Source organism: Arthrobacter sp. Ha26, from assembly GCF_059091705.1.
In genome coordinates, this window is the sequence record NZ_JBNHGX010000002.1 from 436,123 (window position 1) to 462,970 (window position 26,848).

Annotated in this window: 24 protein-coding genes and 1 pseudogene; 10 read left to right on the forward strand and 15 right to left on the reverse strand. The window is 64.6% G+C overall.

The window, feature by feature from the left end:
* Window positions 1-19 precede the first annotated feature (19 nt).
* Window positions 20-1,372, forward strand: a complete 1,353-nt coding sequence (locus tag AC5RVY_RS07590) for an MFS transporter (RefSeq protein WP_493954084.1) — start codon at window positions 20-22, stop codon at window positions 1,370-1,372.
* A 43-nt stretch (window positions 1,373-1,415) separates the two neighbouring features.
* Here the strand turns inward: AC5RVY_RS07590 and AC5RVY_RS07595 are convergent, their stop codons facing one another.
* A complete protein-coding gene (locus tag AC5RVY_RS07595) occupies window positions 1,416-2,645 on the reverse strand; it encodes a beta-ketoacyl-[acyl-carrier-protein] synthase family protein (protein ID WP_493954085.1) in 1,230 nt (409 codons plus the stop codon).
* 6 nt (window positions 2,646-2,651) lie between these two features.
* Entirely contained in the window at window positions 2,652-4,265 is a 1,614-nt protein-coding gene (locus AC5RVY_RS07600) for a peptide chain release factor 3 (protein WP_493954086.1), read from the reverse strand.
* Window positions 4,266-4,470: 205 nt separating this feature from the next.
* On the opposite strand from AC5RVY_RS07600, the gene AC5RVY_RS07605 reads away from it, so the two are divergent.
* Both AC5RVY_RS07605 and disA read left to right on the forward strand, forming a co-directional pair.
* A complete protein-coding gene (locus tag AC5RVY_RS07605) occupies window positions 4,471-4,701 on the forward strand; it encodes a hypothetical protein (protein ID WP_493954087.1) in 231 nt (76 codons plus the stop codon).
* Between the two features lie 359 nt (window positions 4,702-5,060).
* On the forward strand, window positions 5,061-6,137 hold the full coding sequence (gene disA, locus AC5RVY_RS07610) for a DNA integrity scanning diadenylate cyclase DisA (protein ID WP_493954088.1): 1,077 nt from the start codon (window positions 5,061-5,063) through the stop codon (window positions 6,135-6,137).
* Window positions 6,138-6,142: 5 nt separating this feature from the next.
* Here disA and AC5RVY_RS07615 read toward each other — a convergent pair whose 3' ends face one another.
* Complete coding sequence (locus AC5RVY_RS07615; RefSeq protein WP_493954089.1) at window positions 6,143-6,835, reverse strand: hypothetical protein; 693 nt, start codon at window positions 6,833-6,835, stop codon at window positions 6,143-6,145.
* A gap of 194 nt (window positions 6,836-7,029) precedes the next feature.
* Here AC5RVY_RS07615 and AC5RVY_RS07620 point away from each other — a divergent pair, with 194 nt between their 5' ends.
* The 3 genes from AC5RVY_RS07620 to AC5RVY_RS07630 all read left to right on the forward strand — a co-directional run bounded on the left by AC5RVY_RS07620 (window position 7,030) and on the right by AC5RVY_RS07630 (window position 9,041).
* A complete protein-coding gene (locus AC5RVY_RS07620) occupies window positions 7,030-7,956 on the forward strand; it encodes an HhH-GPD family protein (protein ID WP_493954276.1) in 927 nt (308 codons plus the stop codon).
* Between the two features lie 73 nt (window positions 7,957-8,029).
* On the forward strand, window positions 8,030-8,461 hold the full coding sequence (locus tag AC5RVY_RS07625) for a DUF3592 domain-containing protein (protein WP_493954090.1): 432 nt from the start codon (window positions 8,030-8,032) through the stop codon (window positions 8,459-8,461).
* An 88-nt stretch (window positions 8,462-8,549) separates the two neighbouring features.
* Entirely contained in the window at window positions 8,550-9,041 is a 492-nt protein-coding gene (locus tag AC5RVY_RS07630) for a hypothetical protein (protein WP_493954091.1), read from the forward strand.
* A gap of 2 nt (window positions 9,042-9,043) precedes the next feature.
* On the opposite strand, the gene AC5RVY_RS07635 is transcribed toward AC5RVY_RS07630, so the two are convergent.
* From AC5RVY_RS07635 to AC5RVY_RS07655, 5 genes are all read right to left on the reverse strand, one after another.
* On the reverse strand, window positions 9,044-9,256 hold the full coding sequence (locus tag AC5RVY_RS07635; protein WP_493954092.1) for a hypothetical protein: 213 nt from the start codon (window positions 9,254-9,256) through the stop codon (window positions 9,044-9,046).
* 47 nt (window positions 9,257-9,303) lie between these two features.
* Window positions 9,304-9,993 carry a dihydroxyacetone kinase phosphoryl donor subunit DhaM gene (gene dhaM, locus AC5RVY_RS07640; protein WP_493954093.1) on the reverse strand — a complete coding sequence of 230 codons (690 nt, stop codon included), beginning with the start codon at window positions 9,991-9,993 and terminating at the stop codon, window positions 9,304-9,306.
* Window positions 9,990-10,622: a dihydroxyacetone kinase subunit DhaL gene (dhaL, locus tag AC5RVY_RS07645; RefSeq protein WP_493954094.1), complete on the reverse strand. Its 633-nt coding sequence runs from the start codon at window positions 10,620-10,622 to the stop codon at window positions 9,990-9,992. Before dhaL ends, dhaM begins: the two co-directional genes overlap by 4 nt.
* Window positions 10,623-10,624: 2 nt before the next feature.
* Window positions 10,625-11,626, reverse strand: a complete 1,002-nt coding sequence (dhaK, locus tag AC5RVY_RS07650) for a dihydroxyacetone kinase subunit DhaK (protein WP_493954095.1) — start codon at window positions 11,624-11,626, stop codon at window positions 10,625-10,627.
* 250 nt (window positions 11,627-11,876) lie between these two features.
* On the reverse strand, window positions 11,877-12,386 hold the full coding sequence (locus AC5RVY_RS07655) for an amino-acid N-acetyltransferase (RefSeq protein WP_493954096.1): 510 nt from the start codon (window positions 12,384-12,386) through the stop codon (window positions 11,877-11,879).
* A 280-nt stretch (window positions 12,387-12,666) separates the two neighbouring features.
* Between AC5RVY_RS07655 and AC5RVY_RS07660 the strand changes: the two genes are divergently transcribed.
* Window positions 12,667-14,127 (forward strand): amino acid permease, encoded by a 1,461-nt coding sequence (locus tag AC5RVY_RS07660; RefSeq protein ID WP_493954097.1) that lies wholly within the window; start codon window positions 12,667-12,669, stop codon window positions 14,125-14,127.
* A gap of 240 nt (window positions 14,128-14,367) precedes the next feature.
* On the opposite strand, the gene AC5RVY_RS07665 is transcribed toward AC5RVY_RS07660, so the two are convergent.
* Together AC5RVY_RS07665 and AC5RVY_RS07670 are read right to left on the reverse strand one after the other, a co-directional pair.
* Window positions 14,368-16,491, reverse strand: coding sequence for a S9 family peptidase (locus AC5RVY_RS07665; RefSeq protein WP_493954098.1), 2,124 nt, complete (start codon window positions 16,489-16,491; stop codon window positions 14,368-14,370).
* 278 nt (window positions 16,492-16,769) lie between these two features.
* Entirely contained in the window at window positions 16,770-17,027 is a 258-nt protein-coding gene (locus tag AC5RVY_RS07670; protein ID WP_493954099.1) for a hypothetical protein, read from the reverse strand.
* Here AC5RVY_RS07670 and AC5RVY_RS07675 point away from each other — a divergent pair.
* Complete coding sequence (locus AC5RVY_RS07675) at window positions 17,026-18,147, forward strand: CBM96 family carbohydrate-binding protein (RefSeq protein ID WP_493954100.1); 1,122 nt, start codon at window positions 17,026-17,028, stop codon at window positions 18,145-18,147. The genes AC5RVY_RS07670 and AC5RVY_RS07675 overlap by 2 nt on opposite strands.
* 182 nt (window positions 18,148-18,329) lie before the next feature.
* On the opposite strand, the gene AC5RVY_RS07680 is transcribed toward AC5RVY_RS07675, so the two are convergent.
* The 4 genes from AC5RVY_RS07680 to lysS all read right to left on the reverse strand — a co-directional run bounded on the left by AC5RVY_RS07680 (window position 18,330) and on the right by lysS (window position 23,396).
* The gene (locus AC5RVY_RS07680) at window positions 18,330-20,822 is read right to left on the reverse strand and encodes an ATP-dependent Clp protease ATP-binding subunit (RefSeq protein WP_493954101.1); all 2,493 of its coding nucleotides are present in this window, start codon (window positions 20,820-20,822) and stop codon (window positions 18,330-18,332) included.
* Between the two features lie 384 nt (window positions 20,823-21,206).
* The gene (locus tag AC5RVY_RS07685; RefSeq protein ID WP_493954102.1) at window positions 21,207-21,542 is read right to left on the reverse strand and encodes a histone-like nucleoid-structuring protein Lsr2; all 336 of its coding nucleotides are present in this window, start codon (window positions 21,540-21,542) and stop codon (window positions 21,207-21,209) included.
* A gap of 133 nt (window positions 21,543-21,675) precedes the next feature.
* Entirely contained in the window at window positions 21,676-21,855 is a 180-nt protein-coding gene (locus tag AC5RVY_RS07690) for a hypothetical protein (RefSeq protein ID WP_493954103.1), read from the reverse strand.
* A gap of 2 nt (window positions 21,856-21,857) precedes the next feature.
* Entirely contained in the window at window positions 21,858-23,396 is a 1,539-nt protein-coding gene (gene lysS / locus AC5RVY_RS07695; RefSeq protein ID WP_493954104.1) for a lysine--tRNA ligase, read from the reverse strand.
* Window positions 23,397-23,464: 68 nt separating this feature from the next.
* Here lysS and AC5RVY_RS07700 point away from each other — a divergent pair.
* Together AC5RVY_RS07700 and AC5RVY_RS07705 are read left to right on the forward strand one after the other, a co-directional pair.
* A pseudogene (locus tag AC5RVY_RS07700) lies at window positions 23,465-24,319 on the forward strand (alpha/beta fold hydrolase).
* A gap of 89 nt (window positions 24,320-24,408) precedes the next feature.
* Complete coding sequence (locus AC5RVY_RS07705; RefSeq protein WP_493954105.1) at window positions 24,409-25,245, forward strand: alpha/beta fold hydrolase; 837 nt, start codon at window positions 24,409-24,411, stop codon at window positions 25,243-25,245.
* Window positions 25,246-25,320: 75 nt separating this feature from the next.
* Here AC5RVY_RS07705 and AC5RVY_RS07710 read toward each other — a convergent pair whose 3' ends face one another.
* Window positions 25,321-26,796 carry a DHA2 family efflux MFS transporter permease subunit gene (locus tag AC5RVY_RS07710; protein WP_493954106.1) on the reverse strand — a complete coding sequence of 492 codons (1,476 nt, stop codon included), beginning with the start codon at window positions 26,794-26,796 and terminating at the stop codon, window positions 25,321-25,323.
* Window positions 26,797-26,848: the final 52 nt, after the last annotated feature.

The following is a 26,848-nucleotide window of genomic DNA, read 5'->3' on the forward strand; positions in this document are numbered from 1 at the left end:
CCCCCAAAGGAAACATTCAATGATGTCTGTGGACAACGCTGTCGCGGACGTGGCCTCGGCCACGAAAAAGTTCTTCAAGCGGGTGCTGCCCGTCATGCTGGTCATGCTGGTCTGCAACCAGCTGAACCGGTCAAACATCGGCTATGCCCAGGACCACCTCCAGGCCGACGTAGGCATTGGCGCGGCCGCTTACGGCTTCGGCGCCGGACTGTTCTTCATCGCCTACGCCATTTTTGAACTTCCCAGCAACGTAATGATGGAGAAGTACGGGGCCAAGGTCTGGCTTACAAGGATCATGATCAGCTGGGGTGCCGTTTCATTCATGATGGCCTTCGTGCAGAACGAAACCATGTTCTACGTCCTGCGTTTCCTGCTGGGTGCCGCTGAAGCCGGCTTCTTCCCGGCCGTCATTTTCTACTTCGCCCGCTGGGTACCCGCGGGCCAGCGCGGCAAGGCCACGGCAGTCTTTATCGCCGGTTCGTCGGTTGCCGCCGCCATTTCCGGACCCATCGCAGGGATGCTGCTCAGCCTCCAGGGCGCCCTCGGCCTGCGCGGCTGGCAATGGCTCTTCGGCTTCGAAGGCGCCCTGTCAATTGTTGTGGGCATCACCGTGTTTTTCCTCCTGGACGCCAAAATCAATGACGCAACGTGGCTGACCGGCTCCGAAAAGAACGCACTGACCCGGGCCATTGCCGATGAAGACGCCCAGCACGCCACGGCCGACGGTGGAAAGATCAACCGCTGGAAGATGCTCCTGAACCCGCAGATCCTGCTGCTCTGCGGCATCTACTTCTCGGTCCAGCTGTCCATTTACGCCAACACGTTCTGGCTCCCGAGCATCATCAAACAGATTCCCGGCACCACGGACCTCACGGTCGGTTTCCTGTCCTCAATCCCGTGGATCTGCGCGGTGTTCGCCATGTACTTTGCGGCCAAGTGGCAGGACAAGGCCAAGTCCAAGCGGCCGCTGCTGGTGGCCGCACTCCTCGTCGCTGCAATCGGCACCTTCGCGGCAGCGATCGCGTCACCCGTAATGGCGCTGGTGTTCCTGGCCATCGCTGCCATGGGCTTCAAGAGCGCTTCACCGCTGTTCTGGACCATCCCGCAGTCCGGGCTGCATCCGCTGGTTTTGGCGCCGGCCATTGCGATCATCAACTCGCTGGGAAACCTGGGCGGATTCGTGGCGCCGTTCGGCTTCGGCATCATCAAGGAACAGACCGGAAGCGTCATCCCTGGACTGTTCGCCCTGGCTGCCGCTTCCACCATTGCCGCAGGGCTGGTGTACTTCCTGAAGGAACGCCGCACCGAAAGCGACGCTGCGCCGGCCGCCCAGGAAGTCAGCGTGGAAGAACAGGTTCCAAGCCGGGCGTAGGTGCGTGGCGCAGATCGCGCCCAAACTGTCCCGAACCAAGCGGCTAAGCCGCCGTGATCACCAGGGCAACGCTGTGCCCGCCGAAACCGAAGGCGTTCACCAGGCCGGCCGGAGCATTCTCCGTCTGAAGCTGGCGGACGTCTTCGGTGACGACGTTAAGCTCCACCTCGGGGTCCAGCGACTCGACATTGAGCGTCCCCGGCAGCATTCCTGTGCGAAGGGCTTCCACCACCACGACGGCAGCCAGCGCGCCGGCACCTCCCAGAAGGTGTCCGGTATGGCCCTTGGTGGACGTCACCGGGATGCCGGGGCCAAAGATGGCATTGATGGCCTGTCCCTCGAGCCGGTCGCCAACAGGTGTGGAGGTGGCGTGGGCATGCACGAAGCCGATGTCGTCCGCAGCCAGTCCGGCCGATTCCAGTGCCTTCTGCATCACACGCCGCTGCATGGCTGGATCGGCGGCCACGATGTCGTTGGCATCGGACGTCACCGCTCCGCCCGCCACTGCACCCAGCACTGCCGCGCCGCGGGCGCGGGCGTGCTCTTCGCTTTCAAGCACCACCACCCCGGCGCCTTCTGCGAGCACAAAACCGTCGCGGCCGCCGTCGAACGGCCGCGATGCCCGCTGCGGATCGTCGTTGCGGGTGGACAGGGCACGGATCTGGGAGAAGCCGGTGATCACCAGATCGTTGACCGAGGCGTCCACGCCGCCGGCAATAACGACGTCGGCAGCACCGGAGCGGATCATCTCGACTGCCTGGACAATCGCCTCAGCCCCCGAAGCGCAGGCGCTGACCGGGGTGCGCGCGCCGCCGCGGGCGCCCAGGTCAATGGACACCCAGGCCGCGGGACCGTTGACCATAAGCCGGGTGAGGGTGTGCGGGGAGACTTTCCGCGGGCCGGATGCAGCAAGGGTCCGGTCCTGTTCCAAGGTTGAGCCGAGCCCGCCGTAGGCGGAGCCGATTACCACAGCGAAGCGCTCGGGATCGACCTCCGGGGCGCCGGCCTGCTTCCAGGCTTCCCGCGCCGCGATGAGTGCCAGCTGCCCGCAGCGGTCCATGCGCTTCATCTCGCGGGTGCTGAGGTGCCCGGAGAGGTCGGCCGCGACCTGCCCGGCCATCCTCACCGGCAGCTGCTCCGCCCACTCGGCCTCGAGCGGGGCGATGCCGGACTTGCCGGCCACCAGGGCTGACCAGGTTTCGGGCACGGATGAACCGAGCGGATTGATAGTGCCGACGCCGGTGACCAGCGCGCGGGATTGTGGTGCAGGCATGCGGCCCTACTTTGCGGGGTTATGGGTGCCGATGGGCACAAGGGTGAGGTCGGGGTGGTTCTTTTCGATGCGCCGAAGGGCCCAAACATCGTTGAACAAGGCGAGGTATTCGCCGTCGGACCGCAGAAGTACCTCGGCGCCGATCACGTTGGCCAGCGCAGGCATGGCGTCCGCCGTCGAGATCCTGGCCAGGGAATAAGGCAGGCGTTCCAGCCGCATGGGCGCGCTGAAATCGTGCGCCATGCGGTCCTCCACCACTTCGAACTGCATGGGTCCGACGGCGGCGAGCACCGGCGCCTGGTCGCCGCGGACGTCGGAGCGAAGCACCTGGATGACGCCCTCGTGTTCAAGCTGTTCGATACCGCGGCGGAACTGCTTGAACTTGCTGGGGTCCTTGGAGCGGGCAACCTGGAAGTGTTCGGGCGCGAAGAGCGGGATGGCAGGGTATTCCACCGGGTCCTCGAGGAACAGGCTGTCGCCCACGCGCAGGGACGAGGCGTTGACCAGGCCCACAACGTCGCCGGGGTAAGCCTCGTCGATGACTTCGCGTTCGCGGCCGAACACCTGCTGCGCGTACTTGGTGGCGAACGATTTGCCGGTGCGGGTCTGCGTGACCACCATGCCGCGCTCGAAGACGCCGGAGCAGACGCGGATGAAGGCCACATGGTCGCGGTGGGCCTTGTTCATGCCGGCCTGGACCTTGAAAACGAAGCCGGAGAACGGGGACTCAACGGCCCTCGGGTTTCCCTCGACGTCGGGGCGCGCGGCTGCCGGCGGGGCAAAGTCCACCAGCGCGTCCAGCAGCTCCTTGACGCCGAAGTTGAGCGCGGCTGAGCTGAACAGGATGGGGGTGGCCTTGCCGGCGTGGAAAGCTTCGACGTCGAACTCGAGGTTCGATTCGATCACCAGGCCCGCCTCGTCCACGGCGTCGGACCAGTTGCTGCCCTGGCTTTCCGCCGCTTCCTCGGGGGTGAAGTATTCGGTGAGGGCGATCTGCGCGCCGGCATTGTTGCGCTGGAACCGGGCAAAGCGGTCATTGCGCAGGTCCCATACGCCGCGGAAATCGCCGGAGATGCCCACGGCCCAGGTCAGGGGCATGGGCTGCAGGCCCGTGCGCTCGGTAATCTCGTCCATCAGGGCCAGCGCGTCCAGGCCGGGGCGGTCCCACTTGTTGATGACGGTGATGATGGGCAGGTTGCGCTGCTTGCAGACCTCGAACAGCTTCATGGTCTGGGTTTCCAGGCCCTTGGCGGCGTCCACCAGCATCACGGCGCAATCGACGGCGGCGAGCACGCGGTAGGTATCCTCGGAGAAGTCGGCGTGGCCGGGGGTGTCCAGGAGGTTGATCACGGTGTCCCGGTAGGAGAACTGCAGCGCGGCGGAGCTGATGGAGATCCCGCGGTCCTTCTCCATCTGCATCCAGTCCGAGACCGTTTCCTTGCGGTTGGCCTTGCCGCTGGATGCCCCGGCGGTGCCGATCACCTTGGCGTGCAGCGCAAGCGCCTCTGTCAGCGTGGACTTGCCGGCGTCGGGGTGGGAAATGACAGCAAAGGTCCTGCGCCGGCCGGCCTCTTTGTGAATCTCCGAGATCCGGGCGGGGGTGAGGACATCTTGGGACACGGTGCTACTTTCGCTGCGGGTGGGACTGCCCAGGCGCCCTTGAAGGCACTGCGGGACCGGGCATCGCGGCCATGGGGCCGGGAAACGGGCTGGCGGAAAGCCAAGTTCCAGTTTATCGCAGCACTGCAAATCACAATGCGCCCGTTTAACGCTGCCGAAACCAGCCGTTCAAAGGCGGGAAATGAGTGCGGGCTACCGTGGCCGCATGAGGACGCCCGGCTTCGCCCAGACCACTTCCGGAGGAACTGAAACCGTGGACTCCGCACCGTACTCGGGCACCCTTTTCTTTGATCCACTGACATCCGGGCCGCCGCACGTCCCGGAGCCGAGGGGAAACAGGAAGCAAACCGTGGCGGAACAGGAAGCCTTGAGGGCGGCGTCGCTCTCGAAAGTCAGCCGGGACCTGGCGCGCATGCTGCGCGAACGGACACGCTGATCCTTGTCATACCCCCCCGTTACAGGTCACTTCACTGTCTGGGTGGCAGCAGACGATGAATCTGCCCCCGCAATGTCGTTTGCCGGGTCCGGAATCAATAGCCAGGAACGTGGTGTCCCTGGCTTGGCAAGCGGCAGCCGACCCGCAAAATGCCCGCCCGGACACCCGCCGTCGGACACTTTTTCACGCACTTCCCGACAACCCCTAATGGCCCACTTTGGGGCCCCACCGTGCGGAAGTTGGAGTTTCTTACCCCTATCATTGAGCTTGCGGGAAACTGGGCATTTTCAGTTCCTGCCGGCGAAGCAGTAGGCCGGCATTCTTGTGGGCGGCGGTCCGCACCTTTGAAGGGAACATTTATGGCGCGGAGCCCCGAAGAATCTCTCAGGGCAACCCTGGCCAGAGTGGCACCCGGAACACCCCTCCGTGACGGGCTGGAGCGGATCCTGCGCGGACGGACCGGAGCGCTGATCGTCCTCGGCTCCGACCGGACCATCGACTCCATCTGCTCGGGCGGGTTCGATATCGGCATCGATTTCTCCCCCACCCGCCTGCGGGAGCTCGCCAAGATGGACGGCGCCATCATCTGCGACAAGGACGCCGGCAACATCCTCCGCGCCGCTGTCCAGCTCGTCCCCGATTCCAGCATTGAAACCCAGGAATCCGGCACCCGTCACCGCACCGCCGAACGCGTGGCCATCCAGACGGGCGTGCCCGTCATCTCCGTCAGCCAGTCCATGCAGATCATCGCCCTCTACGTCAACGGACTCCGGCACGTGCTGGAGGGATCCGAAAAAGTCCTGGCACGCGCAAACCAGGCCCTGGCGACCCTGGAGCGCTACCGCTCCCGCCTGGACCAGGTCACCAGCTCACTGTCGGCGCTGGAAATCGAAGCGATGGTCACGGTACGGGACGTCGCCGTCACCCTCCAGCGGCAGGAAATGGTCCGCCGCATCTCCGAGGAAATTTCGCAGTACGTCCTGGAACTCGGCGAGGACGGCAGGCTCCTGTCCCTCCAGCTCGATGAACTCACAGTGGGACGCGGCCCTGGAAGCGACGTGATCATCCGCGATTACGCCAGCCCCAACGCTTCCGCCGACGACATCGATAAAGCGGTCACCGAACTGGTTAATCTGGGCCCCACAGAGCTGATTGACCTGGGAAAGATCTCCAGCATCGTGGGTTTTGCCGGCGGAGAGGCAAACCTGGATGCCGTTGTGCAGCCACGCGGCTACCGCCTGCTCTCGGGTCTCAAGGCAGTTCCGAAGGCTGTTGCGGACCGCCTCGTGGACCACTTCGGCGGCCTGCAATTCCTGATGGCGGCCACCATCGACGACCTCATGACCGTGGACGGCATTGGCGACCAGCGCGCCCGGACAGTGCGTGAAGGCCTCAGCCGGATGGCAGAAGCAAGCCTCCTGGACCGCTTCCTCTAACCACGTCAGTTCAGCTGAAAAATTGCCTTGGGGCTCGCCTTGGACCCGAGCTTCGCCGTGAAGATGTAGTACGCGCCGCCGCCTCCCGGCTTCGCTTCCACAGACTGGCAGCCGTCGACCGTGCGGTTGCGGGACCACGGGAAGTTGGCTGTCTCGCTGGCGCCCGGCGCGATGGTCTTCACGAGGTCCTCGCTCTTTGCCTGGCAATCCTTCGATGAGAAAATCCGGTCCGCCCCGCTGGTGATCAGGAATTCCATCTGGGAGGTGCCGATGTTGACCTCGCACGGCATGGTTCCGCCGTTGGTTACCTTGAGTGTCAGCATCGGGTTTTCGTCGGGTCCGTAGGCGGCCTTGTCCGTTGACGCCGAAACGGTCACCAGGTTCTGGTTACAGGTGGGAGTTGGCGTGGGCGTGGGCGTGGGTGTCGGCACCGGAGCAGAGGACGACGGCGATGCCTGGCTGGAGGGGTCTGCGGAAGCGGTTGCGCCGGGGGCAGGGTTGGTGGACGAGACCTGCTCCTTGCCGCTGAAAGCACCGGCGAGGGAGAAGCCGCCGATCACCAGTGCGATCACCAGCAGCAACGCCGCGCCGAGGAAGAGCCGGCGCCGGCGGTACACGGCAGGGCTCGGCTTGCGGACCGTGCTGGATCCGGATGCCGTCGTCTTGCCCCGTGATGCTGAATCGCCTTGCCCGCCCATCCTCCTAGGCTAGAGAATGGCCGCGGATCTGCCCGGCCACCACGCCGCCGGCACGCCCATCGCTCTGGTCACATTCCGTAACCGGCCGCTCCCCCTCCTGTTTCAGGCTGCCGGAAGGGATCCATTACAGTATTGGGATCAATACTGAAGCCTTGACCACAGCTGCCCCTGCCCGTTTCCCCACTGGACCGCAACTGCAGGAGCTGCACACCCGAATCAGCAACTGGTTCGCCGCCGTTGCCCGGGACTTGCCGTGGCGCGAGACCGCCTGTTCCGCCTGGGGTGTGCTGGTCAGTGAAATAATGCTGCAGCAGACTCCCGTGGTCCGGGTGCTGCCGGTCTGGCACGAATGGCTGAAGCGCTGGCCCAACCCGACCGCCCTGGCAGGTGAGCCGGCCGGGGAGGCGGTGCGTTCCTGGGGCAGGCTCGGTTATCCGCGCCGTGCGCTGCGCCTGCATGCGGCAGCTGTTGCGATCGTCCAGGATCATGGGGGCAAGGTACCGGACAACTACGCCGACTTGTTGGCGTTACCCGGGGTGGGCAGTTATACCGCCGCAGCCGTTGCGGCCTTTGCCTTTGGGCGCCGTGAAACCGTAGTGGACACCAACATCAGGCGCGTCCACGCAAGGCTGGTCTCCGGCACAGCCCTTCCTGCTCCTGCCCTGACGGCCGCTGAGATGCGGCTCGCCGCCCAGTTGCTCCCGGACGACGACGGCACCTCCGTCCGCTGGAATGCTGCGGTCATGGAGCTGGGTGCCTTGGTCTGCACGGCCCGGGCACCAAAGTGCGGTGACTGCCCGGTGCGGGACTCCTGTGCGTGGCGGGCTGCAGGTGAGCCGCCGCCGTCGTACATCCCCAAGGGACAGTCGTGGCACGGCACGGACCGCCAGGTCCGCGGAGCCATGATGGCGGTCCTGCGCGTGGCCGAGGCGCCGGTCCCGGCAGAGATCTTTCAGCGGGAGCCGGCGGACCTGGGCTTCGCGCCGGAGGGGATCGGCATACCGCTGGCGGCCCTGCACCGGCTCGGCTCCGCCCCTGAACAGTTGGAGCGGGCGTTGGCCGGACTGGTTGCCGACGGCCTCGCCGAAGTTCACGACGGCGGGTACCGGCTCCCTGCCTAAGCCGGCCTTAGGCGCCCGGGCGAAAAAGTACATGGAATGGCATACTTCTTGGTGACCAGAACCGGGGGAAACCTTGAGAACCATTCTGTACATTGTGTGGGCGCTGTTTGTTGTGGCCGCAGTCTTCGCCGTTGTCTGCGCAGTGCGCAAAACGCGGCGCCGCGAGCAGCACATTGCGGCCTGGCCAAAGGTGCAGGCTACCGTCACGGGCAGTATCGCGGGGTGGACCAACGGCGGTGGCGGGTCCACCCGCAGCCGGCGCTTCTTTCCCACTTACCAGTTCACGGACCCGGACGGCACCCTGTTTGCGGCTGAATCTGATGTTTCCTCGGCCGCCAAGCCTGTGCCGGGGTCCTTGATCGAGGTAGCCTACAACCCGGCTGATCCCAACGAATCGTTGCAGGTTTCGTCGGCACCCCGGATGGCGATGGGGTGCCTCATCCCGTTCTTCGCAGCGTTCGCCCTTGCCCTGTTCTGGTTCATCGGCATCTTCCCGCTGGGCTGATCCGCGTTCAATCGGAGGCCGGATAACGATGTTTGCATCACTTCACCGTTGACCACAGCGGGCAAGCCGCCCGGCCTTACGCTGAAGTATGGGCAAGCGCGGACTGCTTTTGGCGCTGATGGCGACGGCGGGACTCACCGTTGCCTGCGGCCCCGGCCCCGGCGCGGTTCCATGCCCGGCCATCGCACAGGCCACGGCTGTCTCGGTCACCATTACAGCCGACTACGCGCCTCACGTGGAGAAACTGCACCTGAAGGCCTGCCAGGACGGACAGTGCAAGGAAGAAGATGTGGAACTGCGGGCCGGCAGCGCGTCGATCGACCAGGGATGCACTCCGGAGGGGGTCTGCTCAGCCACTGCCTCCCCCGATGGGACGAAGGTTGCCACGCTGTTCCTGGAAAACCTGACGGAATCCCCCATGACGGTGACCGCTTCCCCAACTGCGCCGGACGGATCACCCCTGCCCGTGCGGACCCTGGATTTCCGGCCCCGGGCCGACTACCCCTTCGGAGAGCAGTGCGGCAGGTTCATTTCCGCGTCCGTGCTGCTGGACGCCGCCGGGCTGCATGAAAGGACCTGAGCCTAGAACAGGGCGGGCTGGCTGAAGTTCTCCCCTGACGAGCCATTACTGCCGGCTCCGTTATCCGGCAGCCACTCGAAGCCGAGGTCGGCAAGCAGCTCCTCGACGGACATTTGCCCCTCGAGCACTTCGATGTCCGGGGTGTTGTCTTCGAGGTCGAGCCGTTCCATGGCATCGAGCATATTCGCAGGAGTGGCTTCCGGGGCTGCGAACACACCGCCGTGGCATCATTCGGACTGATCGGGGACCACCGATGGGCGGGCTATGGTTCGCCGAATCCGGCCTGCACCAGCCCGCCCACGTAATTCACGGCCCGCTCGGCGTCGGCACCCCAGGCTTCGACGTGCAGCACCGATCCCTTACCGGCCGCCAAGGTCATCAGCGCGGTCATGGATGTGGCTTCAACGCCGTTCACCTGGACTTCGGCATCAAGGGAGGACAATCCGCCAGCGATCTTCGCGGCCGGCCGCGCATGCATACCTGCCTGGTTTATGAGTTCAAAGTCCCCGGTGAAATCGGGCCGGGACCCGGAGCCTTCCCCGACCTCCTGCACCGCGGGGTTGTCGGGCGTCCTGGCCGTGCCGCGGACTGCCTCCGCGGCCCGTTTGACTGCCTTCACGTCGCCGCCGCCTTGCGCAGCGACCGCAGCGGCTACGAGCCCTTCCACCAGCGGCGCATCCGCGAGCACCAGGCCGGCGGGGTCTTCGACAAATTCCAGCGCCGATTCCGCGGTCATCACGGCCGATCCCAGATCGGTGAGGATCACCGCACCGCTGCCGTTTGGCACCTGGTCCAGGGCGGCCAAGACCTTCTCCAGGCTGGTGCCTATCCTGCCATCGGTGGTGCCGCCCGCCGGCAGGATCACCACGTCAGGTGCCATTTGCGCGGCAAGTTCCGCGGCGCCGTCGGCAATCTTTTCACTGTGTGAAACCACCACAATGCTGACGGTCACGCAGCCGCCTTCGCCGCAGCCCGCAGGATCAATGCGCTGGATGCCGCGCCGGGGTCGCGGTGCCCGGCGCTACGCTCCCCCAGGTAACTGGCCCGCCCCTTGCGCGCGACCAACGGATCGGTGGCTACCGCCCCCGCTTCAGCCGCCTCGGCCGCAGCCACCAGCACTGTCAGGGGGTCGGAACTTCCGTTGGCGGCCGCCTGGCCGGCTGCTTCAGCCGCCGGTGTCCACGCGTCCACCATGGTTTTGTCCCCCGGTTCGGCTTTCCCCCGGGCCACGATACCGTCCCGGGCCGCGGTCAGGGCGCCGGCCCAGGCGGCAGGATCGATCTCGGCTGCGTCACCCAGGGAGGTGGCCGCGCGCAGGAATGCCGTTCCGTACAACGGGCCCGCAGCCCCGCCCACTTTGGACATCAGCGTCATGGCCGTGAGCTTCAACGCAGCACCCGGGGTTTCCGGCGGGGATTCAGCCAGTTTGTCCAGGACTGCCTGGAACCCGCGATCCATGTTTTCGCCATGATCGGAATCCCCAATGGCCCGGTCCAGCTCGATCAGCTCCACCCGGTGCTCCGCCATAGCCTGCGCGCACAGCGTCAGCCACTTCACTGTCCAGTTCACATCCAGGACCACCGCTACACGCCCCAACGCAGTGCTGCCGTATGCACCGGCGCGTCCCACAGCTCAGTGAGCTCATCGTCCAGCCTCAGCACCGAGATGGAGCAGCCCTGCATCTCCAGCGCGGTGATGTAGTTGCCCACCAAGGAACGCTCGACGACGGCGCCCCTGTCAGCGAGCACCTGCGCGGCCCGGCGGTACACAATGTACAACTCGCTCAGCGGGGTGCCGCCCATGCCGTTGACGAACAGCAGTACCTTCTCCCCCGAGCCGATCCCCAGGTCTGACAACACGGGTTCCAGCAGCCTGTCCGTGATGCCGTCCGCGTTTTCCATGGGGATCCGGTGCCTGCCTGGCTCGCCGTGGATCCCGATGCCAATCTCGATTTCGTCCTCGGCCAGGTCGAAGCTCGGCGAGCCCGCATGGGGAACGGTGCAGGCCGTCAGGGCGACACCCATGGTGCGGACGTTGCTGTTGACCCGTTCGCCGATGGCGGCCACGCCGTCCAGGTCGTCGCCCCGCTCGGCGGCCGCTCCCGCGATTTTCTCCACCAGCACTGTTCCACCCACTCCGCGCCGGCCCGCCGTGTACAGCGAATCCTCCACGGCCACGTCGTCATTGACCAGGACGGCGCGGACGTTGATTCCTTCCGCTTCAGCCAGTTCCGCTGCGGTTTCGAAGTTCAGGACGTCACCTGTGTAGTTCTTCACGATATGCACGACGCCGGCTCCCGAGTTAACGGCGAGCGTCGCCGGCAGGATCTGGTCCGGTGTGGGCGAAGTGAACACCGCCCCCGGCACGGCGGCGTCCAGCATGCCGCGGCCCACGAATCCCGCGTGGAGCGGCTCGTGCCCGCTGCCGCCGCCCGAGACGAGGCCCACTTTCCCACCTACCGGCGCATCCTTGCGCGTGATGAAAGTGGGGTCTGAATTGACGGTCACGAGGTCTGAATGTGCTTGGCCGAAGCCCTGCACTGATTCGTCAACCACCGACTTTGGATCGTTGATGAGCTTTTTCATGGCGTTGCTCCTGGTGTGGTTCCTGGAGGATGACATTTCCGACCCTACTACCGGCTGGTGGCGAGGCGGTAGGGTGCGGCTTCCTGTAGGCGCAGAAAAGGGACAGCCCCCCAATGACTGTCCCTTCCCCTGGGCCCCCAACCCGGCCAAAGACACTTTATCCATCAAATCGAATAAAAGGAAGCGCTGGTCAGCCCAGTGCACAGCTGTTTTGCGTTGGCACGGTGCGGTGCCCGGCAAGGCGGTTCGGTCAGAGAAACTTAATCATGCGGGTGTTGCCCAAAGTGTTGGGCTTTACCCGCGCCAGGTCCAGGAATTCCGCTACGCCTTCGTCATGGGAACGGAGCAGTTCCGAGTACACCACGGGATCCACGGCGGACTGGTCCGCCATCACCTCGAAGCCATGACGCTTGAAGAAGTCCACCTCGAACGTGAGGCAGAAAACGCGGGCGACGCCCAAGTCCTTGGCTTCCTCGAGCAGGCTCTCCACCAGCACATGCCCCACGCCTTGCCCGCGCCAGTCCTCCGAAGCAGCCAGAGTCCTCACTTCGGCCAGGTCTTCCCACATCACGTGGAGCGCCCCGCAGCCAATGACGTCGCCGTCGGCCGATTCGGCGATGCGGAACTCCTGCAGGCTTTCGTAGTAGGCCACAGTCTCCTTGGCCATCAGAATCCGCTGCTCTGCCAGCGGCGCTACAAGTCTCTTGATAGCGGGCACATCGCTGGTGCGGGCAGGGCGGATGTGGAAGGAGTCAGTCACAGAGCAATCCTAGTTCGATGAAACCTCGCCGGGTTCCGTCCCTTTCGCCGCCGGCGCCATATGCCGCTTGCTGCAAGGGCCGCGGATTAAGACAGCTGCTGTTCGTCATGTGGGGGCCAAGTTGAAGCTCTGCTTACGCTCAGGAGCCGTTTCCAATGGTGACTGGAAAGAGTTAGGAGTTCAAAACCGGCCCGGTTTGCGGATGTGGGTGGCGGAGAACCAGTGTTGCCGATGTTACTCAAGTCACCTTAGAGGTGCAGCCGTCCGACCCGGAGGAAAAATGGCCTTAGGCTCCCCCACGCTGACCGATGAACCGTTGGCGCAGAACGAGAAGCAGGGCCTTCGACGGTCCATGGAGGCCCGTCACTTGGTGATGATCGCCATGGGAGGCGTTATCGGCTCCGGCCTGTTCCTCAGTTCGGGTTACACCATTGCGCAGGCAGGGCCGCTGGGAGCGATCATCGCTTACCTCCTCGGCGCCGTGGTGGTGTACATGGTGATGGCTTGCCTGGGTGAACTGGCGGTGGCCTACCCGGTGTCGGGCGCTTTTCACATCTACGCAGCCAGGTCGATAGGCCCGGCCACCGGCTTCGCCACCGCCTGGCTTTACTGGCTTTGCTGGGCTGTGGCCCTGGGCTCGGAGTTCACCGCGGCCGGCCTCTTGATGCAGCGCTGGTTCCCGCAGGTGGACGTTTGGGTTTGGTGCCTCGTGTTTGCTGCCGTACTGTTCACGCTCAACGCGATTTCTTCCCGTGTCTTTGGTGAATCTGAGTTCTGGTTCGCCCTCATTAAGGTTGCCGCCGTCATTGGGTTGATTGTCCTGGGCGGCGCAGCGCTGCTCGGCTTCCATCCATTGGCCGAGAACGGTTATCCGTTCCTGGGCGAGAACCTCAACACACCGGAGGGCCTCTTTCCCAACGGAATCACGGGTGTCCTGATCACCACGCTCGCCGTGTTCTATGCGTTTTCAGGGTCTGAACTCATTGGCGTGGCGGCAGGAGAAACCGCCAACCCCGCCGTCAATATCCCGAAAGCGATGCGGACCACCGTTATCCGGCTCATGATCTTCTTTGTTGGCGCCATCGCTGTCATCGCCGGAACGGTGCCTTACGAGGAAACGTCCCTGGAACAAAGCCCCTTTGTCACCGTCTTCTCGCAGCTCGGCATTCCGTACGCCGCGGACGTCATGAACTTCGTTATCATCACCGCACTTTTGTCTGCCGGGAACTGCGGCCTGTTTTCCTGCGCACGGATGCTTTTCTCGCTGGCGGATGAGGGCCACGCCCCTAAGGCCCTGCAGAAGCTGACGAAACGCGGCATCCCCTTGCTTGCCCTCTGCGTGAGCATGCTGGGCGGCCTGGCGTCGCTGATCAGCAGCGTGGTGGCACCAACCACCGTCTACCTGGTCCTGGTGTCCGTCGCGGGCTTTGCCACTGTCGGCGTCTGGATGTCCATCACTGCAGCGCATTTCTTCCATCGCCGGAATTTCCTGCGCTCAGGCGGCGACCCGGCATCGCTCCCCTACCGGGCCCCGCTGTTCCCGTTGTTGCCCATCGCCGCGTTTGTGCTGTGCGTCATCTCCCTGATCGGCATAGCCTTCGACCCAACCCAAGCCACAGCCCTGTACTTCGGAATCCCCTTCGTAGCAGCCTGCTACGCCTACTTCCACTTCAAACACGGCCGCGGAGCGAGGAGGCCCAACAAGAAGGGCACCGAGCCCCAAACGGTCAACGCCCCCTAACCCCAGCTGAAGGGGCCGGAAGGTCCTGGACCCAATATGCGCCCAAACGACTCCGGGCAGGAGGCGCCGGAGGCTTGACTAAACGTCTGTCCCAGGGCGACGCGAGGCAGGAGGCTCGGAGGCTGGGACATTTATGTAGCGTGCGTCAAAGCGAGGAACGAGCAGCACGCTGGAAATGCCCCAGCCTCCGAGCCGGACCCAGCCGGAGCCGATCAAAGCGACCCCCGGAGCCGGGGGTGACTAAAGTCCGAGCTCGGAAGGAAGAGGCACATCCTGGTCCAGGACGTTCCGGGCCAGGAAAGTCTCTATGACCCCGTACCAGACCTTTGCGTGCTGTGGCTGGAGGACCCAGTGGTTTTCGTCGGGGAAGTACAGGAACCGGTGCGGGGTCCGTCCTTCCTGGTCCGCGGCAAGCTGCGACTTGGACAGCAGCTCGTACCAGAGCCGCAGGCCCTCCCCGATGGGGACGCGGTAGTCCTTGTCTCCGTGGATCACCAGCATCGGGGTGCTGATCTTCTCGACGTGCAGGTGCGGCGAGTTCTCCCGCGCCATCTCTTCGGTCATTTCCTTGAGCCAGTATTGCGAGGCGTCCGTGGTGGGCCCGAACTGGTCCAGCGCCCAAAGGCTGGCGTGGGTGACGATTGCCTTGAACCTGTCCGTCTGCCCTGCCACCCAGTTGGCCATGTAGCCGCCGAAAGAACCACCCATGGCGGCAGTGCGTTCCGGGTCAATGTCAGGCCGGTCCACGGCTGCGTCAGTCACGGCCATGAGGTCGGTGAACGGGGCCTGGCCCCAGGCACCCCAGCCGCGCTGGATGTAGTTCTGGCCGTAGCCCGTGGACAGCGCCGGATCGGGCAGGAGCACTGCGTACCCTCGGGCGGTGAGCAGCCAGGGGTTCCAGCGCCAGGTCCAGGCATTCCAGGATGCCAGCGGACCGCCATGGATCCACAGGAGCATCGGCGCCGGGGATTCGGCGGACGCTCCGTCAGGCAGTGCCAGGTAGGCCGGGACGCGGGACCCGTCAGCTGCCGTGGCCGCGATGCGTTCCAGCCTGCCGGCGCGGGCAGGCCGTTCGGCAGGGGCCGGCAGGCGGGCTGCCTGCCCGGTCTGCAGGTCTATGCGGACCGCCTCGGGCGGAAACTCATACGAGCTGCGCAGGGCATAGGCGTAGCGCCCCTCGGGCGAAACCACGACGTCGCTGTATGTCGCCGCGTCGTGCGTCACCCTGACAACGCTTACCTCAGCGGCAGCAGACGGGACGCTGATCCGGAAAACCGGCGACGCGCCGTCGTCGTCAGCTGTGACCAGGAGTGTGGAACCGTCCGGCAGCCAGGCCGCTGGTTTTGCCCAGCGGTCCCAGTCGTGCGCCAAGGGCGTCAGCTCCGCACTCCCCGGTCCAAGCCCTTTTGACACATCCAGGAGGTGGAGCTTGACCTGGGGAGCCTGGTGCGGAGTGCTGTCATTCTCGCTGACCACCACCAGTGTGGTTCCGTCCGGGCTGACCGGCCCGGGGAAATAGCTCATGCCCTCATGGCCAAGAAGCACGGTGGTGACTCCGGAAGCCACGTCGATAGCCACCAGGACGGAGCGGCTGTCCGCCTTCGCCAGCGGCCTGGTGTAGCTCGTGTAGATGGTCCGGCCATCCGGGCTGACGACTGTTTCCGCCTCCCTCAGCCGTGGTCCCGCATCGGGCGTCAGGTTGCGGAGTGCCAGAGGGGGCGAGGTGTCCACGGTGGCGGGTTTCCCGGGTTCCTGCTCTTTTCCGGGCTCGACGGCGAAGATCCGCGGCTGGCCGGGCCCGAGGTCCGCGTCCCAGTACCGCACCGGATATTCGCTGTGCAGGATGGCCGAAACTTTGTTGTCCTTGCGCGCTTTGCGGCGTTCGGCATCGTCATCCTCATCGCTGGAGCCAGCCAGGACCTCCGCCACCACAAAGGTTGCGTCGGCGTTCCTGGCGGTCAGCACCGAGCCCACACCACCGGGGCGGTTGAGCACAACGCGCGCCTCGCCACCGTCGGCCGGCAGCAGCCACAGGGCGTTGATGGGCTCACCCTCGGGACTCTCTGGATCGGGGCGCGCGGACGTGAAGTAGACGTCGCCGCTGGCGGCAAAAGCGGCCCCGGCCTCGCCCTTGGCACTTCGGGTGATGCGACGCGCCTGCTTCTGCCCGGCCGGATCAAGTTCCCACAGCGCCGTGGCGAATTCCGTGCCCTTGCCATTGAGTGTGGCCACGGTAGTAACCAGCCTGCTGCCGTCAGGGCTCAAAGCCAGCCCGCTCACCCGCGGAATGGCAAGGTAATGGTCGAGATCGTGAAAAGGGGTCAAAGGTTGCTCATCCGGGATCACCGGTTCCAAGTTAGCCATGCTCCCGATTCAACACGCTTTGTGCCCGGGATCACAGCCGCCACACTCCTCCGGCCGGCCTGGGTGCCGGTAGTTATGTAGGGGAATCCCCGGTGATGGCTTTCATCAGTGAGGGATAGGGGTTATCAGTCAGGTCTCCATTTAGGTACATGGGTTTTCGCGCATTCCTTGGATATTGGGTAGAGAGGATCGCGGACGAATGGTCTACTCTTTGGCATATCTGGAATCCAGCGGTCGTTGTTTCTGGGTCGGCGCCTGCTTATTCCGGCCCGGCACATTTAATCCCCAGTAGAAACAGCGATTAACATGAAGGCTACGTCCGCTGGCTTAGCAAAGCCCTCATCCTCACCACAAGCGACGACAAAGATCCGCTTGATAATGAAGGGAACAGCCGGTCCACTGCGATCTTCAGGCTGGATCAGGAACGGGCTGATGTTCCGGCGTAAATGCGCAGCGGTTGCATCCTCCATTCTGGTTGGGATCGCAATCCTTACTCCGACGTCGGCAAGCGCCGCAGCGACGGCCTCGCTGACCATGGACACTTACGTACAGGCGGACAGGGCCAGTTCCAACTTTGGAACCAGCATCCGCCTGTCCACCGAAGGACGTGCAAACATCTGGCGGAACAGTCTCCTGCGGTTCAATGTCCAGGTTCCAGCCGGCGAACGTGTTGCCTCGGCCAAACTGCGCTTGCATTCCGAAGTATCCGCCAGTTCCACTGAATTCGTGGATGTTTTTACGACCACGGGCGGCTGGACCGAGAGGGGCGTCACCTGGAATACCGCCCCGGCACGCGGGACCTGGCTGGGGAAGGCCGGCGGGTTCGCCACCGGCTCCTGGGTTGAATGGGACGTCACCAAAGGTGTCAGCGCAACGGGTGGCGAGCAGAACTTCAAGCTGGAAAGCAACGCGCAGAAGTGGATCGGGTTCAAGTCAAAGGAATCCTCGAATTCCGCCCTGCGTCCGCGGCTGGTAGTGACCACCGCGCCCGCCACGGTAACACCTACCGAGGCGGCGGTAATCCAAGGTTGGGGCGCGCCTGTCACCGGCGACGAGTTCAACTACGCGGGCGCTCCGGACGCCACAAAGTGGATCGTCTACAACAGCGCCGGGCACGCGGGCAACGGTATCCGGAGTCCACAACAGGTAACAGTGGACGGCTCCAAAATGGTCATCACTGGAACTCCTGATGGCACCACCGCCGGCATGGGCGCGAAGTTCGCAAAGCAGAAGTACGGGCGGTGGGAAGTCCGGGCGGCTGGATCCGGAGACAACGAATACCACATGGTGTCACTCCTGTGGCCGGACAGCGAGAATTGGCCCTGCGACGGCGAAATCGACTACGCGGAGACGACCGGTGACTGGAATGCCATCAAATTCTTCCACCACTATGGATGCACAAACTCGCAGACGTCGGAGTCCCGGACTCTGGACGTCACTCAGTTCCACAACTACGCGGTTGACTGGTCTCCTACCGGAGTCGTCGGCTACGTCGATGGGGTGAAGTGGTTTGAGGACAACGACTCCGCGCACCAGCCTCCAGGTTCGATGCACCAGACGCTGCAACTGGACTGGTTCCCGGACAGCACCGTCAACGGCGGCGGCGAGATGCGGGTGGATTGGGTGCGCGTGTATGCGGCTGCCGGAACACCCTAGAGCCACTACCCTGCCCCAGGCTGCCGGATGCGGGATGCTGGCTGGAGGGTTCCGCTCGGCGGGCCCCTGAACCGCAGGGAGTCCCCACGCAACGCTTGGTGGGACCGAGGGCAAAGCGAAAGCCCCGCCTGCTCCTTTCGGAGCGGGCGGGGCTTTCGGGTTGATGCCTGTCGAGTTGATGCCTAGACGCTCGGAGCGATCTCCGGGATGCGCGGCTTGGCGTTGCCTGCGAACGTGAACTTGGCGTCGTCGCCTTCGCCTTCCACGTCCACTACGACGATGTCGCCGGCGTGGATCTCACCGAACAGGATCTTTTCGGAGAGCTGATCCTCGATCTCGCGCTGGATGGTGCGGCGCAGCGGCCGGGCACCCATGGCGGGATCGTAGCCGCGAGTAGCCAGGAGCACCTTGGCCGCAGTGGTGAGCTCGATGCCCATGTCCTTGTCCTTGAGGCGCTTCTCCAGCCGGGTTACGAACATGTCCACGATCTCGATGATCTCGTCCTGGGTGAGCTGCGGGAACACCACAACATCATCAACACGGTTCAGGAACTCGGGGCGGAAGTGCTGCTTGAGCTCCTCCGTCACACGGGCGCGCATCCGGTTGTAGCCGGTCTGCGTGTCCGTGCCGGACTGGAAGCCGGTGGCAACACTCTTGGAGATGTCCCGGGTGCCAAGGTTGGTGGTCATGATGATCACGGTGTTCTTGAAGTCCACCACGCGGCCCTGGGAGTCGGTCAGGCGGCCGTCCTCCAGGATCTGCAGCAGCGAGTTGAAGAGGTCCGCGTGGGCCTTCTCCACTTCGTCGAACAACACCACGGAGAACGGACGGCGCCGGACCTTCTCGGTCAGCTGGCCGCCTTCCTCGTAGCCGACGTAGCCAGGAGGGGCACCGAAGAGCCGCGACACGGTGTGCTTCTCGGAGTACTCGGACATGTCCAGCGTGATGAGGGCGTCCTCTTCACCGAACAGGAACTCCGCCAGTGCCTTGGCCAGCTCGGTCTTGCCGACGCCGGTGGGGCCGGCAAATATGAACGAGCCGCCGGGACGCTTGGGGTCCTTGAGCCCTGCACGGGTGCGGCGGATGGCCTGGGACAGTGCCTTGATGGCCTCGTCCTGGCCCACCACGCGCTTGTGCAGTTCCTCCTCCATCTTCAGCAGGCGCGAGGACTCTTCCTCGGTCAGCTTGAAGACGGGGATGCCGGTGGAGTTGGCCAGCACCTCGGCGATGAGATCCTCATCCACCTCGGAGATGTCGTCCATGCCGCCGGACTTCCAGTGGCGTTCCTTCTCCGAGCGCTCGGAGATCATCTTCTGCTCCTTGTCACGGAGAGCAGCAGCGCCTTCGAAGTCCTGCGCGTCAATCGCGGACTCCTTTTCCATCTTCAGCTTGGCGATGCGCTCGTCCATGGCCTTGAGCTCCGGCGGAGCGGTCATGCGGCGGATGCGCAACCGGGCGCCTGCCTCGTCGATCAAATCGATCGCCTTGTCCGGCAGGAAGCGGTCTGAGATGTAGCGCTCGGCGAGGCTGGCCGCGGAGGCCAGGGCGCCGTCGGTGATGGTGACGCGGTGGTGCGCTTCATAGCGGTCACGCAGGCCCTTGAGGATCTCGATGGCGTGCGCCACGGAGGGTTCCTTGACCTGGATGGGCTGGAAGCGGCGCTCCAGCGCGGCGTCCTTCTCGATGTGCTTGCGGTACTCGTCCAGCGTGGTGGCACCGATGGTCTGCAGCTCACCGCGGGCCAGCATGGGCTTCAGGATGGATGCAGCATCGATGGCACCTTCGGCGGCACCGGCACCAACGAGGGTGTGGATTTCGTCGATGAACAGGATGATGTCGCCGCGGGTGCGGATCTCCTTGAGGACCTTCTTCAGGCGCTCTTCGAAGTCACCGCGGTAACGGGAGCCTGCAACCAGGGACCCGAGGTCCAGGGTGTAGAGCTGCTTGTCGCGAATGGTCTCGGGGACGTCGCCGCGGACAATCGCCTGGGCGAGGCCTTCGACGACGGCAGTCTTACCGACGCCTGGCTCACCGATCAGTACCGGGTTGTTCTTGGTACGGCGGGAGAGGACCTGCATGACGCGTTCCATCTCCTGCTCGCGCCCGATGACCGGGTCCAGCTTGTTTTCGCGGGCAGCCTGGGTGAGGTTGCGGCCGAACTGGTCCAGCACAACAGAACCTGCCGGAGCGCCTTCGGGCTGGCCGGAGCCAACACCTGCGCCGGTAGATTCCTTGCCCTGGTAGCCGGACAGCAGCTGGATGACCTGCTGGCGGACCCGGTTGAGGTCCGCGCCGAGCTTGACCAGCACCTGGGCTGCAACACCCTCACCCTCACGGATGAGGCCCAGCAGGATGTGCTCCGTGCCGATGTAGTTGTGGCCCAGCTGGAGGGCTTCGCGCAGCGAGAGCTCCAGCACCTTCTTGGCACGGGGGGTGAAGGGGATGTGGCCGGACGGCGCCTGCTGGCCCTGTCCGATGATCTCCTGCACCTGCTCGCGAACGCCGTCGAGCGAAATGCTCAAGGACTCAAGAGCTTTGGCGGCAACGCCCTCACCCTCATGGATCAGACCCAAGAGGATGTGTTCGGTACCGATGTAATTGTGGTTCAGCATGCGTGCCTCTTCTTGGGCAAGCACAACTACGCGACGGGCACGGTCCGTAAATCGCTCAAACATTTCGCCACACTCCTAGCTACGACGTACTTTGATGCTACGTGGCCAGCCGATAGTTGTGGAGCGTGTTCGCCACGGGGGAAACCGGAGGCTTCACGGAATATCTGCAGCGACCCCCTTTGAGGTCTCCTGCCACCCAACTTCGGCGGCAAGGACTGCACGCGCAAAGGGGTGCCCGGGCAGTGAGGTGCCGGAAGTGCCCGGGGTTTGCCGGCTTTTCTGATCAGCCCTCTGCGGGGCCCGCCGGGCGGGAAATCGGCAAACCCCGAAAGATCCGGGCACTGCAGGGGTAATTACGGGCCCGGGCCCACATTTTGGCCCCCGACCCCAAAAAGCCCTGCCTCCCGTAATGGGAAGCAGGGCTTTTTACGCCGACTGCCGCAGTAGCTAGGAATTGGCCTTTTGGTAGGCTTCCTGGATTTCAGCCTGAATTCGCCCGCGGCTGTTAACCGTGTAGCCGTTTTCGCGGGCCCATTGACGAATCTGGGCCGAATCGTGGCTGCGGCCACCGGTGGCCGCTTTGGCCCGGGCAGGCCGGCCGCTTCCACCGGAAGCCTTTCGTGCTGCGCCGATAAAACGCTCCAGTGAGGAGCGAAGTTCCGCGGCATTCGCCGCGGAAAGATCGATCTCGTAGTTGACCCCGTCAAGGCCGAACTTAACATTCTCGTCTGCGGATCCCCCATCCAGATCATCAACGAGGATGATGTTTACTTTCTGTGCCATTTAAAGTCTTCCTCTTGGAAAGGGTTCGGTTTTCAGAAAAGCAGGATGTTTCCTAAAAAGTATGACTCTTTTTATGGCAACGCGTCAAAGTGCCTAATCGTTCCCGGGGATAAAGGCAGAAAGTTGGCGGGCTTTAGTTTTTCGATTCGGGGTCAGTAGGGTCAGCCGGAGAAGCTGCGTGCGCTTCTGCTTCTGCCTGCGCCCGGGCTTCCGCCTGGCGTTCAGCCTTGTCCGCATTAAAGATTGACTTCATTGCGAACCAGAAGAGCAGGCCCACCACCAGCGAAGGAAGGAGGACAGCTACGTATTCCATGCTTAGTGCCCCTCAGGCTTGAGCAGCGGGAAGAGGATTGTCTCCCGGATGCCCGCGCCGGTGAACAGCATGACCAGCCGGTCGATTCCCAGGCCGATGCCGCCCATCGGAGGAGCTCCATATTCAAGCGCACGCAGGAAGTCCTCGTCCAGCTGCATGGCTTCATCATCACCTGCGGCGGCGTGGCGGGACTGCTCCGTGAGCCGCTCACGCTGGATAACCGGGTCAATCAATTCGGAGAACGCGGTGCCGCGCTCCATGCCGCCGATGATCAGGTCCCAGGCCTCGATCAGCCGGCCGTCCTTCCGGTGCGGGCGTGCCAGCGGCTGGGCGGAGGGCGGGTAGTCGTAGACGAACGTGGGGTTCAGCAGGGTGGGCTCGACAATCTCGCCGAAGAGCTCGACCACAAGTTTCTCGGCGTCCCACTTGGGGTCAACCTTGACCTCATGCTTTTCGGCAACCGCGCGAAGCACCTCCAGCGGAGTGTCCGGTGTGATGTCCTGGCCAACGGCGTCGGACAGTCCGGGGTACACGGACACCCAGGCCCAGTCGCCGTCGAGGTTAATCTCCCCCGCCTCGGTCTGGAGGACGCGGCCGGCACCCACGGCGTCGGCGGCGTCAAGGATGATCTCCTTGATGCGTTCGGCCATCACAAACTGGTCGGCCCAGGCCTCGTAGCATTCGAGGGTGGTGAACTCCGGGCTGTGGGTGGAGTCCACGCCTTCGTTGCGGAACACCCGGCCCATGTCGTAGACGCGGTCGATGCCGCCCACCACGGCCCGCTTGAGGTAGAGCTCGGTGGCGATGCGCAGGGTCATCTTCTGGTCGAAGGCGTTCATGTGGGTCTCGAACGGCCGTGCCAGAGCGCCGCCGTGGACCAGCTGGAGGATGGGGGTTTCCACCTCAACGTAGCTGTGCCGGAAGAGCGTCTCGCGGATGGAGCGGGTGATGGCCGCGCGGGTGTACACCATCTCGCGGGCTTCGTCGCGGACCATCAGGTCCACGTACCGCTGGCGGACCCGGGTTTCCTCGTTCAGCTCCGCGTGCAGCACTGGCAGCGGACGGAGGGCTTTGGAGGCCATGGACCAGGAGTCCGCCATGACCGAGAGCTCGCCGCGGCGGGAGGAGATGACCTCACCGCGGACGAACACATGGTCGCCGAGGTCCACCAGGGACTTCCAGTCGGCGAGCGCTTCCTCCCCCACGTTGGCGAGGCTGAGCATGGCCTGCAGGCGCGTACCCTTGCCGTCCGTGCCGCCTTCCTGGAGCGTTACGAAGCACAGCTTTCCGGTGTTGCGGACGAACACAACACGTCCTGTAACGCCCACGATGTCGCCGGTGGTGTCATCGGCCTGGAGGTGGGCGTACTTTTCGCGGATCTCCGCAAGGGAGTGCGTCCGCTCCACACCCACCGGGTACGCCTCAACGCCGCCCTCGATCAGTTTGGCGCGCTTCTCCATGCGGATCCGCATCTGCTCACTGGCGTCGATCGGCTCTGGGGCGTTCTGGGGCGAGGGGGTGTTTTGGGAAGTCACAATCATCAAGTTTACCGGGGATCCGGCAGGGCTCGCTGCGCAGGCTCCCAGGCGGCCCTGCCTGGGATGGGGTGGTGAAAAAGCAGGTACTTTCCACGCACGACGGCGACCGGCTGGCTTTGTACAGCTACGGCGCCGAGGACGCGCCGGGAGAACGGCGGGTGCTGCTGATCGGCGGCGCGTTCCTCACCGCGCTGATCTACCGGCCGTTTTCCGTTGCGCTGGCCAAGGGCCTGGGTGAGGGCTGGCCGGTGGACGTTTACGACCGGCGGGGCCGGGGCAGTTCCTCCGCACAGCCGGCCGGTTACTCCATGGCCACCGAGATAGCGGACGTACGCACGCACAGTCCTGGACGCCACCGGCGCCCGGAACATCCTTGGCCACAGCCTGGGCGGGTCGGTGGCCCTCAACGCCGTGCAGGAGTTCGCCAGGCCCCTGCGTCCCGGACAAGCTCGCGGTGTACGACGCCGCCGTGAACATCGACGGCGGCATCGACACGGCCTGGCTGGGCGGATTCGAGGACGCCGTTGACAAAGGCAAGGTGGGACACGCCCTGGCCCCCATGAAGAAGGCCGCAAAACCGGGATCTGCCATGGCGAAGATCCCGGAGCCTGTCCTCGCCGGGCTGATGGCAGTGCTGTCCCGCACCAGGGTGAACAGGATGTTCCGTGAGGTGATGCCCAGCGGCGTTGGCGAGCTGCGGGCCGCCTACAATGAGGCTGACCATGCCCGGGACTTCAGCGTGCTCCCCGCCAACACCCATGCCATGGCGGGCGGGAAGAGCCCGGGCTACTACAGGGCAACAGCCGAGCGCTGCACGCAGCGGTCCCGGGCAGTACCTATCAGCTCTCCCCCAAGTGCTTCCACGGCTCCATCCCGTCGCCGTCAGCGAACTGGTTACCGATATCTCCGAGTACTTCAAGGGTTAGGCCCCGCGGCTGAACCGACCAAGGCGGGGCCGGGGCCGGGTGCAGTGTCCGTGGTGCCCGCGTTCAGGTTGCTCGGCTAGGCTCGGAACATGACGCGTGAGAACATCAGGACCCCCGACGGCGGCACTCTGGAGCTCTTTTCCACCGGCGCGGAACTCGCTTCGGCCGGTTCGGGCGTGGTGGTTGTCCCGCCCTCGATGGTGACGGCCGCGGACTACACCAAATTCGCCCAGAAGCTCAGCGCTGCCCTGGGCAGGCCGGTGCACACGTTCAACCGCCGCGGACGCGGTTCGTCCTCCGCCCAGCCCGAGGATTACACCTTGGACGTGGACATCCGCGACCTCGATACCGTCATGAGGCACACCTCCAGCACCGACGTCTTCGGGCATAGCTTTGGCGGTGCCGTTGCACTTCACGCGGCCAGGACCCTCCCGGTGGAACGGCTTGCTGTCTACGACCCCGCCGTCTCCGTGAACCACAGCGTCAAGGCGGACTGGACCACCGAGTACGAGCGCGCCGTCGCAGCCGGGGATGACGACCGCGCCCTGGCTGTCCTGCAACGCGGACTCGAGGCCGGCGGCGCCTTCTCGTCCCGGATGCCGCTCTCCATGCTCACCCTGGCCAACAAGCTCACGGCCGGCACGTCGGAGGGCAAGCAGCAGCGGGAACTCATGCGGACCGGAGTCCGTGAAATCAAGGCGATCATCGCCGCGGACATGCCGGCCGAGCCGTTCCTGGAACTGCCGCTGGAAACGCTGATCGTGGTGGGCGAAAAGAGCCCCGCATACTTCGGCGTGGCGTGCGGCCAGATCCACGACGTCCTCTCCGGCTCCAGCTACACCATCCTGCCCGGCTTCGGCCACGACGGCGCCATCAAGGCCCCGGACAAGCTCATCAGGGAACTCGCGGACTTCTACGCCGGCTGACCCCATGCAGGTAGTGCCAAGTGCCGTTGTGAGCGGTCAAAACGACACTTGGCGCTACTCAGTGGGCCGTGGGGGCTAGTGGCCCCCGTGGCCCGGCCCGGCACCTTTGGTCTTGCGCATCATCGCTGAAAGTACGACGGCGGCGAAGGCTATGACGGTTGCCGTCAGGAAGGCGGCACTCATCCCTGCGACGAGGCCCGACGTCGCCGAAACCACGGCGAAGATGGACACCAACAGCGCCGTGCCGGCGGCACCGGCAACCTGCTGCGTGGTGCTCATGATCGCGGACCCGTGCGAGTAAAGGTGCGGCGGCAGCGGGTTCAGGCCGGTGGTGAACGCCGGAGTGAACAGCAGGGCCAGGCCGAAACTCAGCCCCACGTGCAGGGTGACGATCCATGCGACGGGCGTGCCGGCGTCGAGCATCGAAAACTGCCACAGCGTCACCACCATCAGGACTGAACCGGTGACGGTGAGCGGCAGCGGCCCCACCTTGTCGAAGAGCCGGCCGATGACCGGGCCCAGCAGGCCCATGGCCAGGCCGCCTGGAAGCAGCGCGAGGCCTGTCTCGAGGGAGCCCAGTCCGCGGATTTCCTGGAGGTACAGGGGCAGCAGGATAACGCCGCCGAACAGTGCCATCATGGCTACCACCATCAGCAGGACCGAGACGGTGAACATGCGGAAGTTGAACGCGCGCAGGTCCAGCAGCGGGGCATCGCCCTTCTGCAGGCGAAGCTGGCGGAGGACAAAGACGGTGAGGCTCGCGACGCCGATGACCAGTGCGGCGATTGCTGCAACACCCGGCCCGGCCTGGCCGCCGTGGCCGCCGCCAATCTGGCTGAGCCCGTAGACCAGGCCACCGAATGCGGGGACGGTAAGGATGACCGAAAGGGCGTCCAGTTTGGCCTTTTCCGTCTCACCCACGTTGGTCAGGTACTTCGCGCCGATGGCGAGGGCCGCGAGGGCAACCGGGAGGACAAACACGAACATAAAGCGCCAGGTGAAGTGCTCAAGGATCAACCCCGAAACTGTGGGGCCCATGGCCGGGGCCACGGAGATCGCGATGCTGACGTTGCCCATCACGGCGCCGCGCTTGGCCATGGGGACCAGCGTGAGGATGGTGGTCATCAGCAGGGGCAGCATGATCGCGGTACCGCCGGCCTGGACGATGCGCGCCAACAGCAGGATCTCAAAGCCCGGAGCCGCCGCCGCAAGTGCGGTGCCGCCGGCGAAAAGGCCCATCGCGAGCATAAACACTGCCCGGGTGGAGAGGGTCTGCAGGATGAATCCGGTGGTGGGAATGACCACGGCCATGGTGAGCATGAATCCCGTGGAGAGCCACTGAACCGTGGGCGCATCCACCCGGAGGTCCACCATGAGCCGCTGCAGGGCGACGTTCATGATGGTCTCGTTGAGGATCACCACAAACGTCGCCACCAGCAGCGTGCTGATGACTGTCACCGATTCGCGGGACATCTTCTCCGGCGCGGCGGGCTTTGTTACTTCGGTTTGGACGGAGTTCCCGCCGGCATTTGGAGAGACTTCGGTAGACATGGGTGTTCCCTCAGGGAGTTTGTTTGAAAGGTGCGCGATCAGCGTCGCTGCA

Coding starts and splice junctions, on each gene's coding strand:
- AC5RVY_RS07590 (WP_493954084.1), top strand. CDS start 20: ATGATGTCTGTGGACAACGCTGTCGCGGACGTGGCCTCGGCCACGAAA.
- AC5RVY_RS07595 (WP_493954085.1), bottom strand. CDS start 2,645: ATGCCTGCACCACAATCCCGCGCGCTGGTCACCGGCGTCGGCACTATC.
- AC5RVY_RS07605 (WP_493954087.1), top strand. CDS start 4,471: ATGAGGACGCCCGGCTTCGCCCAGACCACTTCCGGAGGAACTGAAACC.
- disA (WP_493954088.1), top strand. CDS start 5,061: ATGGCGCGGAGCCCCGAAGAATCTCTCAGGGCAACCCTGGCCAGAGTG.
- AC5RVY_RS07615 (WP_493954089.1), bottom strand. CDS start 6,835: ATGGGCGGGCAAGGCGATTCAGCATCACGGGGCAAGACGACGGCATCC.
- AC5RVY_RS07630 (WP_493954091.1), top strand. CDS start 8,550: ATGGGCAAGCGCGGACTGCTTTTGGCGCTGATGGCGACGGCGGGACTC.
- dhaK (WP_493954095.1), bottom strand. CDS start 11,626: ATGAAAAAGCTCATCAACGATCCAAAGTCGGTGGTTGACGAATCAGTG.
- AC5RVY_RS07660 (WP_493954097.1), top strand. CDS start 12,667: ATGGCCTTAGGCTCCCCCACGCTGACCGATGAACCGTTGGCGCAGAAC.
- AC5RVY_RS07665 (WP_493954098.1), bottom strand. CDS start 16,491: ATGGCTAACTTGGAACCGGTGATCCCGGATGAGCAACCTTTGACCCCT.
- AC5RVY_RS07675 (WP_493954100.1), top strand. CDS start 17,026: ATGGACACTTACGTACAGGCGGACAGGGCCAGTTCCAACTTTGGAACC.
- AC5RVY_RS07670 (WP_493954099.1), bottom strand. CDS start 17,027: ATGGTCAGCGAGGCCGTCGCTGCGGCGCTTGCCGACGTCGGAGTAAGG.
- AC5RVY_RS07680 (WP_493954101.1), bottom strand. CDS start 20,822: ATGTTTGAGCGATTTACGGACCGTGCCCGTCGCGTAGTTGTGCTTGCC.
- AC5RVY_RS07685 (WP_493954102.1), bottom strand. CDS start 21,542: ATGGCACAGAAAGTAAACATCATCCTCGTTGATGATCTGGATGGGGGA.
- AC5RVY_RS07690 (WP_493954103.1), bottom strand. CDS start 21,855: ATGGAATACGTAGCTGTCCTCCTTCCTTCGCTGGTGGTGGGCCTGCTC.
- lysS (WP_493954104.1), bottom strand. CDS start 23,396: ATGATTGTGACTTCCCAAAACACCCCCTCGCCCCAGAACGCCCCAGAG.
- AC5RVY_RS07705 (WP_493954105.1), top strand. CDS start 24,409: ATGACGCGTGAGAACATCAGGACCCCCGACGGCGGCACTCTGGAGCTC.
- AC5RVY_RS07710 (WP_493954106.1), bottom strand. CDS start 26,796: ATGTCTACCGAAGTCTCTCCAAATGCCGGCGGGAACTCCGTCCAAACC.